The sequence below is a fragment of the Archangium sp. genome, from assembly GCF_036388035.1.
Lineage (GTDB): Bacteria > Myxococcota > Myxococcia > Myxococcales > Myxococcaceae > Archangium.
Genome location: NZ_DASVSO010000014.1, coordinates 1 through 17652, shown reverse-complemented (window position 1 = coordinate 17652; position 17652 = coordinate 1). Strand labels below are relative to the sequence as shown.

11 protein-coding genes are annotated in these 17652 nt (G+C 70.0%); 7 read left to right on the top strand and 4 right to left on the bottom strand.

What is annotated here, in order from left to right; translation table 11 throughout:
- On the bottom strand, positions 1-3189 hold a 3189-nt coding region (locus VF697_RS00495; RefSeq protein WP_331091137.1), incomplete at its 3' end, for an Ig-like domain-containing protein.
- Positions 3190-3487: 298 nt separating this feature from the next.
- On the opposite strand from VF697_RS00495, the gene VF697_RS00490 reads away from it, so the two are divergent.
- The 6 genes from VF697_RS00490 to VF697_RS00465 all read left to right on the top strand — a co-directional run bounded on the left by VF697_RS00490 (position 3488) and on the right by VF697_RS00465 (position 12084).
- Positions 3488-4294 carry a hypothetical protein gene (locus VF697_RS00490; RefSeq protein WP_331091135.1) on the top strand — a complete coding sequence of 269 codons (807 nt, stop codon included), beginning with the start codon at positions 3488-3490 and terminating at the stop codon, positions 4292-4294.
- 184 nt (positions 4295-4478) lie between these two features.
- Positions 4479-6590, top strand: a complete 2112-nt coding sequence (locus VF697_RS00485) for a serine/threonine protein kinase (RefSeq protein WP_331091133.1) — start codon at positions 4479-4481, stop codon at positions 6588-6590.
- Positions 6591-6682: 92 nt separating this feature from the next.
- Positions 6683-7597 carry a DUF2381 family protein gene (locus VF697_RS00480; RefSeq protein WP_331091131.1) on the top strand — a complete coding sequence of 305 codons (915 nt, stop codon included), beginning with the start codon at positions 6683-6685 and terminating at the stop codon, positions 7595-7597.
- Between the two features lie 433 nt (positions 7598-8030).
- On the top strand, positions 8031-9662 hold the full coding sequence (locus tag VF697_RS00475; RefSeq protein ID WP_331091129.1) for a hypothetical protein: 1632 nt from the start codon (positions 8031-8033) through the stop codon (positions 9660-9662).
- A 12-nt stretch (positions 9663-9674) separates the two neighbouring features.
- Entirely contained in the window at positions 9675-10331 is a 657-nt protein-coding gene (locus VF697_RS00470) for a hypothetical protein (protein WP_331091127.1), read from the top strand.
- Between the two features lie 169 nt (positions 10332-10500).
- A complete protein-coding gene (locus VF697_RS00465) occupies positions 10501-12084 on the top strand; it encodes a DUF4388 domain-containing protein (RefSeq protein WP_331091126.1) in 1584 nt (527 codons plus the stop codon).
- Between the two features lie 27 nt (positions 12085-12111).
- Here VF697_RS00465 and VF697_RS00460 read toward each other — a convergent pair whose 3' ends face one another.
- Positions 12112-13248, bottom strand: a complete 1137-nt coding sequence (locus VF697_RS00460) for a hypothetical protein (RefSeq protein ID WP_331091124.1) — start codon at positions 13246-13248, stop codon at positions 12112-12114.
- Between the two features lie 104 nt (positions 13249-13352).
- Here VF697_RS00460 and VF697_RS00455 point away from each other — a divergent pair, with 104 nt between their 5' ends.
- A complete protein-coding gene (locus VF697_RS00455; protein WP_331091122.1) occupies positions 13353-15539 on the top strand; it encodes a fused MFS/spermidine synthase in 2187 nt (728 codons plus the stop codon).
- Positions 15540-15560: 21 nt separating this feature from the next.
- Here the strand turns inward: VF697_RS00455 and VF697_RS00450 are convergent, their stop codons facing one another.
- Entirely contained in the window at positions 15561-15992 is a 432-nt protein-coding gene (locus tag VF697_RS00450) for a universal stress protein (RefSeq protein WP_331091120.1), read from the bottom strand.
- A 176-nt stretch (positions 15993-16168) separates the two neighbouring features.
- Positions 16169-17365: an ABC transporter substrate-binding protein gene (locus VF697_RS00445; RefSeq protein ID WP_331091118.1), complete on the bottom strand. Its 1197-nt coding sequence runs from the start codon at positions 17363-17365 to the stop codon at positions 16169-16171.
- Positions 17366-17652 lie beyond the last annotated feature (287 nt).

The following is a 17652-nucleotide window of genomic DNA, read 5'->3' as shown; positions in this document are numbered from 1 at the left end:
GGTCTCGCCCAAGTCCACGACGCCGTCCTTGTCCGTGTCCTCGGTGCCGTCGGAGATGCCGTCGTTGTCGGAGTCGGGACTGCGCGGGTCGGTCTCGCCCGGGTCCACGACGCCGTCCTTGTCCTTGTCCTCGAGGCGGTTGGGGATGCCGTCGCCGTCGGTGTCGTCGTCCGCGGGATCGCGCGGGTTGGTCTCGCCCGGGTCCACTTTGCCGTTCTTGTTCTTGTCCTCGTCACCGTCCTTGACGCCGCCACCGTCGGTGTCGGGGTTGCGCGGGTTGGTCTCACCCGTGTCCACGACGCCGTCCTGGTTCGTGTCCTCGACGCCATCCTTCAGGCCGTCGTTGTCGGAGTCGGGGTTGCGCGGGTCGGTCTCGTCCGCATCCACGCGACCGTTCTGGTTCGCGTCCTCGACGCCGTCCTTGATGCCGTCGCCGTCGGAGTCGGGCTTGCGCGGGTCGGTCTCACCCGGATCCACGGAGCCGTCGCCATTCTTGTCCTCGACCCCGTCCTTGATGCCGTCGCCGTCGGTATCGTCATTGTTCGAGTCGGTGCCGGTGGCGGTCTCGACGCTGTCGGGGATGCCGTCCTTGTCGGTGTCGATGCCCACCGTCCAGGTGTAGGTGGCCGGAGTGGGATCCACGGCGCCGCCGTAGCCCCTGGCGCGCACCGCGAAGGTGTGCCGGCGCTCGGACAGCTCCGTGTAGGTCTTCCCGCTGGCGCTGCACGGCACGAAGGCCAGACCATCGAGGCTGCACTCGAAACTGTCGACGCCCACGTTGGCTTCGTAGGTGAAGCTCGCCGTGGTGCTCGTGGTGCTGAGCGGCGGCTGGCTGGTGATGGTCGTCTCCGGCGGGTTGGCCGCGATGGAGAACGGGACGCTCGCCGCGGAGCTGGTGTTGCCGGCCGCGTCCGTCGCCGTGGCGCTGACGGTGTGCGGGCCCTCCGTGAGCGGCTCCGAGGGCGTGATGAGCCACTTGCCCGTGCCGTCCGCGCTCACCCGGCCAATCACCTTGCCATCCACCTTCACGGTGACCGTGGAGTTGGCCTCGGCGGTGCCGGTGAACACCGGGCGCTGCTCCGTGAGGATGGCGCCGGAGGAGGGGGAGGTGATGACGGGCGTGGCGGGCGCCACCGTGTCCACCGTGAACGTGCTCGTCGCCGGCTGGCTCGGGTTGCCCGAGCTGTCGGTGGCCACGACCTCGATGGTGCGGGGGCCCTCGCTCAGCAGCGTGCCGCTCTTGCAGGACCAGGCGCCGGTGGCGTCGGTGGTGGCGGTGCACAGGGGCGTGCCATCCGCCAGCTTCACGGTGACGGTGGTCCCCGGCAGGGACGTCCCGGTGTACGTGGGCGACTTGTCCGAGATGAGCGAGCCAGGGGCCGGGGCGGTGATGACGGGCACCGGGACGATGGCGACCTCGATCTTCGTGGGCCCGCTGCCGCTCGGGCTGCGCGAGGGCGTCTTCACCGGGTCGATGCCCAGCATGCCGCCGGCCTCGATGATGGCCTGGTTCTCCACCTTGCCCACGGTGGTGGGCTTGACCTTCATCTGGAAGGAGATGCTGGTGCTCTCGCCCGGGCTCGCCCCCAGCTTCCTTTTCAGGCTGCCGCCCTTGGTGCGCGTGGCACCCGTGCCCAGGTAGACGGTGAGGGTGCGCGTGGTGGGGTCGTAGGAGCCGACGTCATCATCGCTCTTGGTGTCGGTCAGGACACGAGGGGCGGGGGTGGGGTCGCTCGCCGCGACCGTGAGGAGCTGGAGCGAGCCGGGGACGTAGTCGAGCTGGGCGGGCAGCGCGTCCGTGAGGACGGTGTCTCGCGAGTCGTCATCCCCCACGTTGATGGTGGAGATGGTGTACTCGATGGTGTCGCCGGGGCGCACCGTGCCGTCGGTGCGGGTGAGGTTGCGGGCTGACTTCAGGGTGTTGGTGAAGTCCGGGGCCTGGGTGGTGATGGAGGTGACGAAGCCGCCCAGCCAGAACTTGTCGGCGGCGGTGCTGACGTCCACCTTGGCCGACTTGTCGCCCACGGCCACCGTGACGTCCACCACGTCCAGGTCCATGCCCGAGATGCTTCCGGCCGTGCCGGCGAGCTGGGGCCGATCCCCTCTGTGACTCATGGGATAGCTGTCGAGCACCCCGTCGGTGCCCGTGGGGATCCCCGCCAGCGGCGTGTCGGTGCGCACCCCCGGGCTCTTGCGGGTCCAGGAGCGCGTGCCGTTGAAGAAGTTGTTCTGCGGGTTGAGGTCGTTGCCGAGGCGCTTGTTGTTGAAGGAGAACGTGTCCTCCAGGTCGGGCTCATCACCATCGAAGGCGACGACGCCCAGCTTGGCGTCGACGGCGTAGGGCGGCACGTAGAAGCCGCTGAGGGCGAAGGAGACGGCATCCGCCGCGCTCCCCACGACCTTCATGCTGTCGAAGAGCTTCAGGTGCCGCTTGTCCGCGCCCGGCAGCTCGTAGAAGACGACCATCCACCAGTTGTCGAAGAGGAACTCGCCGCCCGTGGCGTCGAGGGGAATGGCCAGCACGTCACTGACCTGGTAGCGGCCCGAGCCGTACGCCTTCACGATGCTCGTGATGTCGGCGGTGGACTGGTACTGGTACTCCTGGCCCGGCGTGTACTCGAAGGCGTAGTCGTCGGCGGTGAGGGACTTGTCGAACCCCGTCACTCCCGGCCGGGAGAGCGTGGCGGTGAGATCCGGCTCCGAGACCTTGTCACCCGCGAGGCTGTTGTAGCGGGTGGCCGCCCAGTAGAGGCGCGCGTACGTGACCTGGGCCCCCGGGGGCAGGGTGAGCACGGCCTGGGTCCGCGCCAGCAGGGGATTGGTGGCGGGCGCGCCGCTGGGCGCGAGGTAGGGCCGGGTGGTGGCCCCGGTGTTCTCGAGCGTCCAGTCGTCCAGGGTCCAGAAGAAGTCCGGGGAGGTGTCCTTCTTGTAGCAGGAGGGCTCTCCGGGCACGAACTTGTTGTTCGCCGGCGTCGTGCCGATGAGCGGCATGGGCGTCTCGGGCTGGCAGTTCTGCCCGAGCGCGCTGCCGATGAGCGCGAAGTCGCCGTACAGGTCGCCCTCGTAGCGCAGCTTGGGGGACGCGTTGTTGGTGGGCGCCTGGGCCTGGGCGGCGCCGGACGTCAGCAACACCGCCAACGAGAGCAGCAAGGCGGGTGTGTACGTCAGCGTCGCGAGGCGACGGCGCACGGCCGCGAGTCGTGGAAGAGGATTGAGCATGGATCCCACGCAAAGGGGTGAAGGAAGGCCAGCGCGCCCCCAGTGCAAGGCCGAAGCCATTGCGCGCCAACGTGTTCAGCATAGGACAGGGTGCAATTCGATTGCGAATTTCGAGGTGGCCTTTTCCGAGCGGCTCGCTCTTCAAGAACTCAAGCCGCTCGTGGAGCGGGCGAGGGAGTGTGGCGGAACGCCCCTGTGGCGAAACGCCACGCCACACCTGCGGGGCGGTTTTCGTGGTGCGCGCGGGGCCTGATATGACGCGGCGCGCATGAGCTCTTCCTGGTTGCTCTTCATCCTGTTCTCCGCGCTGACGGGCAGCCCGGTGCTCTCGGTGGTGCTGGTGTTCGCCTTCGTGTGGGTGGCGGACCGCTACACCGTGGGCATCCTGCCGAGCCCGTTCCGGGCGCTGAAGCGCTGGCAGCGGGCCTCGCACCTGGAGCGGGTGCTCCAGGGCAACCCGCATGACCGGCGGGCGCGCTACGAGCTGGCGGACCTGTGGGTGGGGCGGCGCAAGTACGCGGCGGCGGTGGAGGTGCTCAAGCCGAACCTGGAGGCGGGCGACGACGATGTGGGGACGCTGTTCCTGCTCGGCGTGGCGTACCTGGGCGCCGGGGACATGGCCCGGGGCGAGCTGCTGCTGGAGGAGGCCGCGAAGGCGGACGCGGGCTACCAGATGGGAGCCATCGACCTGGAGCGCGGGCGCTGGCGGCTGGCGCGCGGGGACTTGAAGGGCGCGAAGGAGGCGCTGGAGCGCCTGCGCGGGGCCCGGCCCGGGACGGTGGAGGGGCGGGTGCTGCTGTCGCGGGTGCTGGAGCGCAGCGGCCAGGACGGGGAAGCGGCGCTGGTGCGCGAGGAGGCCTGGAAGGAGTACGTGGCCGCGCCCGGCTTCCAGCGTCGGCGCGAGCGGCTGTGGGCCTGGCGCGCGCGCCCCAGCCGCCCCATGGCCTACGGGGTGGCACTGCTGGTGGCCCTCGCCCTCGGCTACTCCGTCCTGAGCCGGGTGTCGCTCCCCTCCTCGGGCGGGTACTACGACGCGGCCCCCACGGCCTACGACGACGAGTCCTACGACGAGTGAGGCCCCTGGCCCCTCGCTCGGAGTCGACGCGGAGTGGCCTTCACTTCTAGTCGACTGGAAGTGATGTGCGCCTATGTGCGATGCTTCTAGTCGACTAGAAGTGGAGCCCATCCGGCAGCTCGCCAGCCCGCGCTCGGTGACGGCGGGCGTCATGCTAGCGTGACCCACCTGGGAGGTCACGCGCATGCACCAGGCAACCGAGGAGCGGTGGAAGGAGGCGCGGCGGGTCTTCGCGCAGCGCCAGCGCAGGCAGGTGCTCCGGCGGCTCATGGACGAAGGGGCGCCGGAGGACTTCCTGCCGCGCGTGGGCGAGGAGGTGGGCGGCGTCACCCTGGAGGCGAGGCTGGGGGCGGGCGGTTACGGCACCGTGTTCCGGGCTCGGCGCGGCGACAGCCTGTACGCGGTGAAGTTCCTGTACCTGCCGCATGTGGGGCGGCGGGCCGTGCGGGAGCTGGAGGTGCTGCTGCGGCTGCACCACATGGGCCTGGTGGTGGTGGACGGCCACGGCCACCACGGCCACTGTCCCGGCTTCGGGCCGCTCTTCCTCTACATCGTCATGGGGTACGTGCCCGGGCTGCCCATGGACGCGTGGGTGGAGCGCCTCAACCCCGCGGCCCTGTGGGGTGCGCGAGCGGTGCTGGAGCTGGCGGAGCAGCTGGTGGTGGCTCACGTGGCGGGCGTGGTGCACCGGGACATCAAGCCGGACAACGTGGTGGTGAGGGAGGGGGACGGCAAGCCGGTGCTGGTGGACTACGGGGTGGGCACCTTTCCGGGGGCACTGAAGGTGACGGGGGGCCAGGTGCCGGGCGCCGTGCTGTACCAGGCCCCGGAGGTGTGGCGCTTCCGGCGGGAGCGCGAGGCGGGGGAAGGTTACGAGGCGAGCGCCCGGGACGACTTGTGGGCGCTGGGCGTCCTCTTCTACTGGCTGCTCACGGGCACGCTGCCCTTCGAGGGAGACACGGAGCAGGAGGTGGAGGACGCGGTGCTGCACACCCCCGTGGTGCCGCCGCACGAGCGCAACCCGCGCGTGCCCCGGGCGCTCTCGGACGTGTGCGTGCGCCTGCTGGAGAAGGCGCCTGAGGCGCGCCCTCCGGACGCGGAGGCCGTGTGCGAGGCGTTGGAGTCGGCACTGGCCGGGGCGGACGCGAGCTGGGAGGTGCCGTTGTGCGAGGCGTGGGGCCCGGACACCGCCACCACCCGGCACCAGGAGGTGCCCGGGGACGGGGCGGTGCGGGTGGACCTGGAGCGCGACCTGACGCGTCACCGCCGGGTGCTGGCGCACGAGCGCGACCGGCCCCGGCGAGGCCGGCCCGCCACCACGGAGGGCGCTGCCCCCGAGCCCTCGCCCGACGTGGACGCGCCGCCCGCCTCCGAGCCCTCCACCGGGGGGGACGCCGTGACGGAAGCGGTGCGTGCCCCCATGCCGAGGCGAGCGCGAGCGGCCTCCTGGGTGGCCTGGGTGGGGCGCGGACGCACGCTGGCGCTGGGCCTGGGGGGCCTGCTCGCCGCCGCGCCTCCGCATTCCGCGTCCGAGCCGTTCCCCGGGGGCTCCCGGCCCAGGAAGGCGGTCTCGGTCCTCACCTCTCCGGTGGCCTCCTTCTTGCCGATGCCGGAGGTGACACCTGGGCCCGGCCAGGAAGTGGCGCCCCCGTGGTGTCCGCTGGAAGGTGCAGGGGGCGCGGCGCCCTCCTGGGCGGCAATCCCCGCGCTCGTCGCCAGCGCGACGCGCCCCGAGGACAGCACGCGCGTGAAGACTTCGCGGAAGGACTCCAGCACCCAGGAGAAGCAGCAGCAGAAGGGCACGGTGCGCAACGCCGTGGCCAAGGCCCTGTGCACCGCCACCGTGGGCGCGCTCGCCGCCGGGTGTCCTGGCGCCCAGGTGCGCCCCACCCCCGCGCCCGAGGCGTGCCCGCCCGGCTCCCTGGAGGCCATGAAGCAGTTGGGCATCCGCACCGGGGACGAAGTCGGGAGCAACTTTCCGGGCGCGGAGCCGGGGTTCTGGCTCGTGCGTGAAGGGCCGGGCGCCCAGCTCATGCTGGGGGAACCGTTGGGACAGTTGGAGCCGGGCACAGTGCTGACGGGGCGCCTCCTCTTCGGCAAGGAGCGCGTGTTCGGCCGCTTCACCGAGGCTCGCAGGCCCGGGGGGCAGACGTACTCCGTCTGCGTGGAGGCGTGGGACGTTGGTGAGGAGGAACGTGGGCGGGGCCTAGTGTACGAGGCCAACCCCAACGGTGGCCCAGACACCGCGATGGTCAATGCCGGCCCGCACGTCAAGCCGGTGGAGCGCTTCGAGTAACGGCGCGCGGGAAGGCGCGGCCCGGTGGGAAAAGGCAGGGGCCAACGTGGGAGGTGCCTGCTAATCTGCACCACTCCGGAGGTTGACTCCCCATGTCCGCCGCTTTCCCTGCCCTCCCGCTGCTCGTGCTCCTCGCGGGGGCTGCCGCCGCGCAGCCCGCTACTCCACCCGGCGAAGCGGCGGGCGCCCCCCGCTCCGTCTCGCTGCGGACGAAGGCGCCGCAAGAGGTGAGTGAGCTGCGCATCCGCCCGGGGCTCCTCACGACGCTGCTGTTTGGCGCTCCCTTGAGGCTCGCCGGAATGGAGGTGGAGGAGTACGAGCACTTCGTGCGAGTGAGGGTATTGGAGGACATGCTCGTGCTGCTGCCCTCTGGCTCGCTCGGGGCGGGGAAACGGCTGAGGTTGAAGGTGCGCTTCGCGGAGGGGACGCTGCCGGCGAGTGCGGACTTCATCCTGGTGGTGGACGCCACCCGGGCGGAGCAGCAGGTGAATGTGGAACTCCAGCCGGAGGTGCCGAGCGCTTGTTGGCGGGAGGCCGAGGCGGAGCGCATCGGGGCCCGGCAGTGTCAGGCGGAGGTGGAGCGGGAGCGGAAGAGGCCGGACGGGCTCACCGGTCTGCTCGCCAACGGGATAATGGATGACAGGGGGGTCCCTGCTCGTGAGCTGAGAGCAGGAGAGCGTTTCACCCAACTCCCCGGACAGCCCCTCAAGGTGTGGGACGCCACGAGCTACCGCGCGCGGGGGGTGGTGGCGGTGGCGCTGAAGGTGACAAACCTGTCCGAGCGGCCCTGGACGGCTGCGGGAGCGGAGCTGGTGGGCGAGGGCGGCGTGCGGTTGAAGGTGCGTCGGGTGTGGCCGCTGGAGCCCCTTGTCCCTGGCCCGGAAAGGCAACGCGTGGTGGTGGAGGCCGAGGCAGCGGAGACGGAGGCCCGTGGCCGTTTCTCCCTCTCGCTGTGGCAGGACGGCGAGGCGCCGGGTGTGTCCGTGGACGGAGTGACCTTCCCGTAAGCAGGGCCGTTCAGGCGACGGGCCGCGTGGACGTTCCCGTCGCGGCGTACAACGAGGCTCGGGCGTGGTGGAAACCTCCCCACTGAGTCCTCCACTCCATTCGCTACCCACCATGTTGACGGGCGTGCTCGCGCTTCCGTGTACTCGCGTGACCGTGGCTTCCAAGCCTCGCGGCATCCTGGGAAGGTGCGGCATGTCCACGCGTTTGTCTTCAGCGGCCGGGCGGTGGCGCCCGTGCGTGCTCGGCCTGGTGGGCCTGCTGCTGGCGGGGTGTGCCGCGCACGCGCCGCTCGGAGGTGCATCGCTGCCGGGCTTGCGCTCGGGAGTGCACTCCCCGGTGGCATTCGCGAGAGCGGTGCCGCGGGGAGGGCCTGCTGTTCCAGGCGGAGGAGGCGGTATCGGAGAGACTCCCGCTTCCGCGAGAGCGCCAGTCGTGGCGCTGACGCGGGGACTGGACGGTGAAGTCACCGAGGAGGAGGCCAGGGCGCGGACGCGGCAGGTGGAGGAGGCGAGGGCGGGGGCGCTGGTGCTGGCGGCGCAGAGGGAGGGGCGGGAGGCGGAAGCGGCGCGCGAGGCCGAGGTGGACAGGGCGGTGGCTCGGGTGGTGGGCCTGTGCAGCGGGGTGGAGGAAGTGGGGGCGACGCTGGCCTTCACCTTCTGGGGGGAGGAGGGAGCGCTGACGCTGGTGGGCTACCGGGAAGAAGGTGGTGGCGAGCGCGCCGGGCGGCCGTTGGAAACGGAGGGACTAGGGCGGACGCTGCGCCACGTCTTCGGTGAGTACGTGGGCCGGCGCACCGGCGAGATGGTGCTGACGCTGCGGCGGGAGGAGGTGCGCTGGGCGGTGGACTACGCGGCCACCCGACTGTCCTCACGCCCCACCGAGGCCCGGATGCTCCCGGTGGGCACGAAGGGCACGCCGGCCAATACCTTCCTCACGCTCCACGAGACGGCCCGGGAGCGGCTGCGCGCCATGCAGGTGCCAACCGGAGGCGCGACGCAGGTGGTGCTCGAGGTGCGGCTGGAGGACAGCCGGCTCGTCGGCTGGGAGTTGCTGGAGGTGCGGCGCTCGCGCGAGGGGCCAGGAGGAGGCCCTCGGCCGCTGTCGCCCGAGGGAGCGGGGCACCTCGTCTCCGTGCTGCTGCCCTTCACCGAGGGGCTTGGGCCTCGCACGGTGCATGTGGTGCTGCGAGCCGAGCACCGTTTGGGCGAAGCGGAGGCCCGGGGCCGGGTGGAGTCCGCCCGGGTGGAGCGCTCGCCGGCGGCACTCGCATACGAACCGAGTTGGTACCGGTCCATGCACGAGGCCATCCTCCTGCGCTGGCGGGAAGGAGTGGTGGAGGGCTCGGCGTGGCTGGCGCAGAAGGGCGTGGAGGAGGCGGCCGTCTGGTTCGTGGGAGGCATCCTCGCGAAGGGCGCGGGCTTCTTCGCAACGAAGGGGCTGGAGTGGGTGCCGAGGGCGCTGAGGCGCGAGCCCGAGGTGGCGGCCGGGTGGTTGCGCACCGCGGTCAAACGCCTGTCCGGCGAGGAGAAGGAGGCTTTCGAGCAGCTCTGGCGGAAGGTGGCGCTGGATGGCGAGCATGCCCTGAGCCATGCCGAGCGCGAGACACTGCGGGGCCTCTTTGTTCGCATCGAACAAGCCATCCAGCAACTGCTGGGTGACACACAGAAAAAATCGCTTCGAAAGGAGGCTCGCAAGTATTACGCGGAGCTGTACCCGCGGTTCGCGGAAGTCTTACAGAAGCGGAGTAGGGCTCTTCCCATCCACCATCGACGGCAACTCGAACACGCGCACCTCTTCCCGGATGAAGACATCAACGCGGGGGAAAATCTGGCGATGGTGCAGCTCCATGTTCACAATGAAATCAACTTCTTGTGGGGGAGATTTCGGCAGGCCCGGCCCAACCCGACAGCGGATGAAGTGAGACGCGCAGCCGAAGTCATTGATAGGAATTTTGAACCCTGGTACCACCGTGTAGACGATCCGCCAGGGTTGTCGAAGACGGTCGAAGAATCCAGGGAGGCCGCACTGCGTGAGCTGCGGGACCGACTCATTGGTTTCGAGTAAAGAGGAGTAACGATGGAACCCATGGCTCTGCCTGGTCTGGATCGTTTGCTGGACGTATGCCAACGGTTGAATCTGGGGCTGGAAACTTCGCCGCCCGCCCGTGAGCCGGTGAAGGCTGGGAGCTTGTTGGAGGGTGTACCCTTCGACCCCATCCTGGCGGGCGTTTATGCCCGTTTGGGGTTTGCGGCGTTCGCCACGGAGGTCATGCGCTGGAATCTCGAATCATCCACCGATGAAGAACATGAGTTGGAGAAGACGAACAAGTGGTCGCGGGAGAACTGGTGGCAGGGATTGGGTACTCCCGTGATTATTTTTGGTGGCGATATCTATGCCTATGCCACTGTGCCGGAACTCGCGGATGCGTGGGGAAGGCAGCCCGTGGTGGAGGTGAATACCTACGAGTACGACCCCAAGGTCATACCCATCGCCTCGAACGTGGATCGGTTCTTCGACAGCTACTCACGCTTCCTGGAAGCTGTGGTCGCGGATCCGCGCTACCAAGAGTCAGGGGAATCGGACCTCCTCTTCCCCTGGGATGCGACCGAACTCCTCGCCCGGGACGAGCGGCTGGTGGAGTTGATGCGCGCAGGGCGCTTCGACTCGTTGATGAAGCATGTGGACGAAGAGACGCGCCGCTGGGCCGCCAAGGTGATGGGCCCCCGGACGTGACCGGGCGCCGCCGTGGCCCTCACTTCTGGACGTCCAGAAGTGGTGTGGGTTGAATGCCCACATCACTTCTAGTCGACTAGAAGTGAAGGGGGCCGCCTCCCGGTCCGGCATCCAGCCGAGCGGATGGGGTTGGTGGGAGAGGGGGGCGAGCCTCTAGACTTCGCGCCCTATGTTCTCCACCCCCGCCCAGGTCCTGAGGCAGCGCGAGGGGGCGCTCGCCGAAACTCCCTTCCCGCTGCTGCTGCACGCGCTCGCGGTGGAGGAGCGCACGTGCACGCTGGAACTCAAGGTGCGCCAGCGCGAGAAGCGCATCACCTTCGAGGACGGCGCTCCGGTGGCGTGCGTCAGCAACCTGCTGCACGAGACACTGGGCAAGTTCCTCGTGGAGAAGGGGAAGCTGTCGGAGGTGGACTACCAGAAGGCGCTCGCCGAGAGCGTGCAGACGGATGTCCCCATGAGCGCGCTGCTGGTGCAGCGGGGCCTCATCAGCCCCTTCGACCTGTACAAGCAGATGCAGGCCAACATGGCGATGAGCCTGCTGGACTGCTTCCGCTGGACGGACGCGCGCTTCCGGCTCATCGCCGACATCGAGACGCCGGACACGAGCGTGCGGATGAACACCGCGCAGCTCATCCTCACGGGCGTGGCCAACGTCATGCCCTTCGACGAGGTGGCCACGCACTTCACCTTCACGGATGACCGGCGCTTCGCGCAGGTGCCGGCGGTGGAGGGGCCGAAGCTGTCCTCGAAGGACGCGCGGCTCTTCCAGGCGCTGCGCTTCCGGCCCACCTTCCCGGAGCTGATGGAGCGCTCGGGCCTGGACACGGACTCCACGCTGCGCCGGCTCTATGCCTTCTGCCTGCTGGGGTTGGCGGACTTCATCGAGGAGGTGGACCAGCGCCCGCGGCCCGCGGCGACGGTGGCGGCCCCGGCGCCCGTGCTGGCTCCGGCCCTGACGCCTCCGCCGGGGATGGGCGTGGAGACGGTGGACCCGGCGGCGCTCGCGCAGGCGACGGGCCCCAAGGGGATGCCGTTCTCGGATGACGACGACGCGGTGAAGAACGTGCTGCTCAGCGCCTTCATGTCGCACCGGAGTCAGGACCCCTTCGACCTGCTGGGCGTGCCCGAGGACGTGCAGCCGGTGGCGCTGCGCAAGGCGTTCCTCGCGCTGGCGGACAAGTTCTCGCCGCTGCGCTTCCAGACGGCGGACCTGAAGGAGAAGGCGGAGGCGCTGCTGGTGGGGTACGCGCGGGCGTACGGGGCGCTGTCCGAGGTGGAGCAGGCGGCGCTGTGGCGCAAGCGGCGGGCGGCGGCGCGGGAGAAGAAGGCGGGCAGCACGGGCAGGCCGTCGACGGCGGAGCAGTTCCGCATCCGCACGGACCTGCTGGACGCGCGCACGCAGTACGACGAGGCGATGAAGCGGCTGAAGGCGGAGAACTACGCGGGCGCCTTCGAGTACCTCGAGTACGCGTGCGACATCGACCCGAAGCCCATCTACCGGGCGTACCGGGCGTGGGCGCGCTACCTGATGAAGCCCGAGGCGCACGGCAAGCTGGCGCTGCAGGAGCTCCAGGAAGTGACGCGGCAGGAGCCCGGGTGCGAGGAGGCGTGGTTCTTCACGGGCGAGGTGTCGCGCGGTGAGGCCCAGTGGGCGCAGGCCGAGGACGCATACCGCAAGGCCTTCAAGCTCAACCCGAAGAACCGGCAGTACGTGGACCTCATCCAGGAGACGATGAAGCGCGTGAGGCGCTGAGGCCCGGGGCCGTGGCCCCGCGTCGCCTCAGGTGGCGGGCACGGCCTTCTTGCGCACGCTCCAGACGAAGCCGTCGTACCAGAAGTGCATCATGGCCACCGTGTTGACGAGGGCCATGCACACGCTGAGCTCCAGCCCCTTGGGCGCCAGGTAGTTGGAGCCGAAGCCGAGCAGCACGCCGTAGAGCAGCGGGACGAGCAGGAAGAGCAGCAGCGCGGAGGGCCTGGCCCAGCGCCGGCCCTCGACGCGGAAGAGGCGCGGCAGGTTGTCCTGCTCGGCCCACCACACGATGGCGAAGTACTGCAGCGCGTGGAAGAAGTTGACGATGAGGAAGCCCTCACCGAACGAGTTGAAGCCCCAGCCCAGCAGGCTCACCAGGGCGGTGGAGGCGTAGAGCAGCACCTTCTGCGTGGAGATGGGCACGCCCCGGCGGGCGAGCCGCACGTACGAGAAGATGTAGTAGGCGGTGTAGGTGACGCCCGCGCCGAGCGCGCCACCCGCGAGCATCCACTGGTACTTCGAGCCCCACAGGGGGACGACGTCGAAGAGGTGGCTGCCGACGCGGTTGAGCTCCTTGAAGGAGTCCAGGTGCGCGGCGAGCGTCACGCTGGAGGAGAGGATGGGCCCGATGTAGAGGACGTGGCTCATCCAGATGTCGAGCGAGCGGCCCACCTCCGGGTTGGCGCCGCGCTTCATGTCGTAGATGCGGCCCAGCCCGAAGTTCTGCATGCTCGAGTGGTAGACGTCCCACACCGTGTTGACGATGGTGCTGAACATCAGCAGCCAGGGCGACACCACCAGCCCGAGGAAGATGCCGAGGGGGATGACGGTGAAGCGCCACCGGAAGCGCTGGTAGACGTCGCGGTTGCCGTGGCTGCGGAAGAAGACGGCGAACAGGTGGGCGTGGATGAAGCTGGCGGAGGCCAGGCTGATGAAGCTCACCGGCGAGCCGAAGAAGGAGAGGGTGTCTCCGTTCTTGTGCCAGGGGGAGACGAGCAGGCCGAGCGCGAGCGCCAGCAGCGGGCTGAAGATGAAGAAGAGCCCGTCATAGAGCGGCCCGACGATGAAGGCCGATCTGGCCCGGGCGGGAGCGGGCACCGGCGAGAGCGGCACGGGCTCGGGGGGAGCGATCGGCGCGGAGGGAAGGACCGAGGACGGGGCCATGGCGGGGGGCCCTCAGCATAGACCCAGGCCCCCGAGGAAGTCGCCAAGGGGGCGGGCGGGGTGGATTTCGCCCGCTCGGGGGCGGCGCGTATGCTTCGCCCCCCATGCAACCCTACGCCGCCACCCTCTTCCTGGGCGCCTTCCTGCTCTTTGGCGTGCAGCCGCTCGCGGGCAAGTACGCACTGCCATGGTTTGGCGGCACACCGGCGGTGTGGACGACGTGCATGCTCTTCTTCCAGGCGATGCTCCTGGCGGGGTATGCCTATTCGTACGCCAGCGTCCGCTGGCTGGCCCCGAGGCGACAGGCGCAGGTGCACCTGGCCCTGCTGGGGTTGACGGTGGCGGTGCTGGGCGGCCGCGCGCTGTGGAGCGGCTCGCCGGTGGCCCCCGGTCCCGAGTGGCGCCCCGCGGCGGATGCCATCTCCACCGCTCGGCTGCTGGCCCTGCTGGCGGCCACGCTGGGGCTGCCCTTCTTCACGCTGTCCACCACCGCGCCGCTGCTGCAGAGCTGGTTCAGCCGGGCGCGGCCGGGCGTGTCGCCCTACCGCCTCTACGCGCTCTCCAACGCGGGCTCGCTGCTGGCGCTGCTGGCCTACCCCTTCCTCGTCGAGCCCTGGTTGGGACGCGGGGTGCAGGCCTGGGTGTGGGCGGTGGGCTTCCTCCTCTTCGCGGCGGGCTGCGCGGTGTGTGCCCGGAGCATGCTGCGCCTGGAGGCGGCACCGGTGGCCGCTGTCGAGGCGGCGCCGGACAGCGGCCCCGCGCCGGGCCGGGGGCGTACCCTGGCGTGGCTGGGGCTGAGCGGGTGTGCCTCGGTGCTGCTGCTGGGCGCGACGAACCAACTCTCGCAGGACGTGTCGGCCGGGCCCTTCGTGTGGGTGCTGCCGCTGGCCCTGTACCTCCTCACCTTCATCATCGCCTTCGAGCGCGAGGCGCTCTACTCACGCCCCCTCACCGCGCTGGTGCTGCTGCTGGCCGTGGGCGGGGTGGTGAGCGCCACCTATATGGGAGGCAGCGCCCCGTTGCTCTTCCAGGTGCTCGTCCACTCGGCGGCCCTCTTCTCCGGGTGCTTGCTGTGCCACGGCGAGCTGTACCGGCTGCGGCCTCCACCGCGCTACCTCGGCGCCTTCTACCTCTGGGTGTCCGTGGGAGGCGTGGTTGGCGGCGCCTTCGTCCACCTGGCGGCCCCGCGCCTCTTCCGCTTCTACCTGGAGTACCCGCTCGCCCTGGGCGCCTGCTGCCTGTTGGCGGCGCTCGTCCTGGTGCGCCGCTCCCCGGGCGAGTCCGTGTCCCGGGCCGCCCTCCGCTTCGTGCCGGCCCTGCTGCTGCTGCTGGTGGCGGGCTGCCTCGGGCTGGCCATCGCGGAGACGCGTCCCTTCATCGCGGCCTGGCGCGGCTTCTTCGGCGTGGTGCACGTGGCGGAGACGCCGGACCGCGACGACGTGGGCCACGTGGTGATGTTGCGGCACGGCGTCATCCTGCACGGCTACCAGTACACCCATCCGGAGCGGCGGATGCGGCCCACGACCTACTACACGCCCGAGAGCGGGCTGGGCCTGGCGTTCGCCGAGCAGCGCCGTCTCAAGGAGGCCGCGGGGCTGCCGTCCTCGCTGCGCGTGGGAGTGCTGGGGCTGGGTGTGGGGACGTCGGCCGCGCTGGGGCGCTCCGGGGACAGCTTCCGCTTCTATGAGATCGACCCGCGGATCATCGCCCTGGCCCAGGGCGAGGGCGGCTACTTCTCCTTCCTGCGCGACACGCCGGCGCGGGTGGAGGTGGTGGAGGGAGACGCGCGGCTCCTGCTCGAGCAGGAGCTGGAGCGCGGCCAGGGGCAGGGCTTCGACGTGCTCGCGGTGGATGTCTTCAGCTCGGACTCCATCCCCATCCACCTGCTCACCGAGGAGGCGGTGGCCGTCTACCGCAAGCACCTGGCGCCCGGGGGCGTGCTGGCGCTGCACATCAGCAGCCTGCACCTGGACCTGAGGCCCGTCGCCCTGGCGCACGCGAGGACCTTCGGCCTGTACGCCACGCAGGTGGCGACGGAGCCATCGCAGGACGCGAGCCCCAGCATCTGGCTGTTGCTCAGCCCGGAGGCGAGCTTCTCGCGAGGGGCCACCTTCCTGCGAGAGGAAGACCGGCTGCAGCGCCCCATGCTCACCGGGCCTGCCCGGGCGCGGTGGACGGACGAGCGCAGCAGCGTGTTGCAGGTCGTCCGGGGGCTCGGGGTGGGCGTGCAGGGCATGGTCAACGAGCCGGCCCCGACGTCGGCTCCGGTCGCGGCTCCCGCCGGGCCGTGACGCGCGGGAGGGGCGCCGCGCTCAGTGCACCACGGTGACGGGGCGGCCCGCGTGCTGGACCACCCTGTCACTGACCGAGCCGAGCAGCCACTTACTACCGGGGTTGAGGCCGCGGGCACCGATGACGATGTGGTCCGCACCCAGCGCGTCGGCCTGGGCCACGATGGTGTCGGCGGGGCGGCCAATCTCCACCACCTTCTCCACCTGGGCCTTGGGCAGATCCGCGGCCACCTCGTCGAGCATGCGCCGCACGGCCTCCATCTGCTCGGGGGTGCGCTGCGGGCCGGAGATGATCTCCGCGTCCATGAATCCGAAGGGGAGCACTCGGGGCGGCTCGAGCACGAAGAGCAGGGTGATGCGAGAGTTCGTCTGCTGCGCCAGGTCATGGGCGAAGCGCGCCGCCTTGCGCGAGCTGTCCGAGCCGTCGATGGCGACGAGGATGTGCTTGATCACGTCCGCTCCTCCGGGAAAGGACTGGGGCGAGGACCCCATACCGTCAGGGTGGGTCGGCGGGCGTCAGGAGCAAGCCGGGACCCCGCCCCCGCCGCGGAAGAGCCGGCGGGCGTCTGCCTTATCGGCCTGGTACCAGGGAGGCGAGCCAGCGCCAGCTCCGGGAGTTCGGACGGGGCCTACGGCTTGATGGTGGTGACGAACTTCGTCTTCCCGCCCTCGACCTTGAGGATGACGGCCTGCTTCACCGCGTCGCGGTTCTCATCGAGGTTGATGGTGCCGGCCACGCCCGGGAAGTCCTTGGTGGAGGCGATGGCATCGCGGATGGAAGCGCCCTTCAGGTCCGGCGCGCGCTTCATCGCGTCGATGGCCAGCCGCGCGGCGTCATAGGCCAGGGCCGCCACGCTGTCCGGCACGCCGCCGTAGGCCGCCTTGTACCGGGTGATGAACTCCTGCACGCGCGGGTCCGGGTTATCCACCGAGTAGTGGTTGGAGTAGTAGCTGCCCTCGATGGCCTCGCCGCCCAGCTCGAACAGCTTGTCGGACTCCCAGCCATCGCCGCCGAGCAGCGGCACGGTCAGCCCTAGCTCGCGCGCCTGCCGCGCGATGATGCCCACGTCCGTGTAATAGCCCGGCACGAAGATGCCGTCCGGCTTCGTCATCTTGATGGCGGTGAGCTGGGCGCGGAAGTCCGTGTCGCCCTTCGAGTAGCTCTCGTTGCCCAGGATGGCGCCGCCCATCTCGGAGAACTTCCGGCTGAACACGTCCGTCAGGCCCACCGAGTACGCGCTCTTGTTGTCCTGCAGCACCGCCACCTTGTTCATCTTCAGGTGGTCGCGGGCGAACTTCGCCATCACGTAGCCCTGGAAGGGGTCGATGAAGCAGACGCGGAAGATGTAGTCGCCCTTCTTGGTGACGGCGGGGTTGGTGGACGAGGGGGTGATCATCGGCACCCCGGCCGCCTGCGCCTTGTCCGCCATGGCCATCGAGTTGGACGAGGCGGCCTCGCCCAGGAGGACGAGGACCTTGTCCTGGGAGATGAGGCGGGTGGCGGCCTGGGCCGCCTCCTCGGGCCGGCCCTGGCTGTCGTAGACGCGCACCGCGAGCTGCTTGCCCTTCACCCCGCCCGCGGCGTTGGCCTCCTGGATGGCCATGGCGATGCCGTTGCGCCCCGAGATGCCGAAGGTGGCCTCGCTGCCGGTGAGGCTGCCCACCTGGCCCAGCAGGAGGGTGTCCGTGCTCCCCGGGGCCCCGCTGGCGGAGGCCGCGGCCGGCGCGGTGGCGGGCTCGGAAGAGGGCGCGGGCTGCGCCTTCTTCTCACAGGCGGCCACCAGCACGGTGAGCGCGGCGAGGAGCAACGGGGCGGGACGGCGCATGCGGACTTTCCTCCAGGGAACGAAAGGCGCCCGCCTTCTAGCTCAGCATGACGCGCTGCTCCAACCGTGGGACACGGAGAAAAATCGGAGAAATAAATCAGGGAGGAAACTCCCGGAGGGCCGCCGCGATAATCCTTTTGTAAGCCGGGCGGCGCTGGCGCTGCCCCCTCACTGGAGATACCCAAATGAAGATCGGTGGCTTTCAGCTTCCCAAGATTGACCTCGGCAAGATCATCGGCGGCTCCCTGCTCAACGGCGTCAAGGACGCGCTGAAGAACGTCATCGGC

Bases quoted from the DNA above. Each gene is read 5' to 3' on its own strand.
- VF697_RS00485 (WP_331091133.1), top strand. From the start codon at position 4,479: ATGCACCAGGCAACCGAGGAGCGGTGGAAGGAGGCGCGGCGGGTCTTC.
- VF697_RS00470 (WP_331091127.1), top strand. From the start codon at position 9,675: ATGGAACCCATGGCTCTGCCTGGTCTGGATCGTTTGCTGGACGTATGC.
- VF697_RS00455 (WP_331091122.1), top strand. From the start codon at position 13,353: ATGCAACCCTACGCCGCCACCCTCTTCCTGGGCGCCTTCCTGCTCTTT.
- VF697_RS00460 (WP_331091124.1), bottom strand. From the start codon at position 13,248: ATGGCCCCGTCCTCGGTCCTTCCCTCCGCGCCGATCGCTCCCCCCGAG.
- VF697_RS00490 (WP_331091135.1), top strand. From the start codon at position 3,488: ATGAGCTCTTCCTGGTTGCTCTTCATCCTGTTCTCCGCGCTGACGGGC.
- VF697_RS00480 (WP_331091131.1), top strand. From the start codon at position 6,683: ATGTCCGCCGCTTTCCCTGCCCTCCCGCTGCTCGTGCTCCTCGCGGGG.
- VF697_RS00445 (WP_331091118.1), bottom strand. From the start codon at position 17,365: ATGCGCCGTCCCGCCCCGTTGCTCCTCGCCGCGCTCACCGTGCTGGTG.
- VF697_RS00465 (WP_331091126.1), top strand. From the start codon at position 10,501: ATGTTCTCCACCCCCGCCCAGGTCCTGAGGCAGCGCGAGGGGGCGCTC.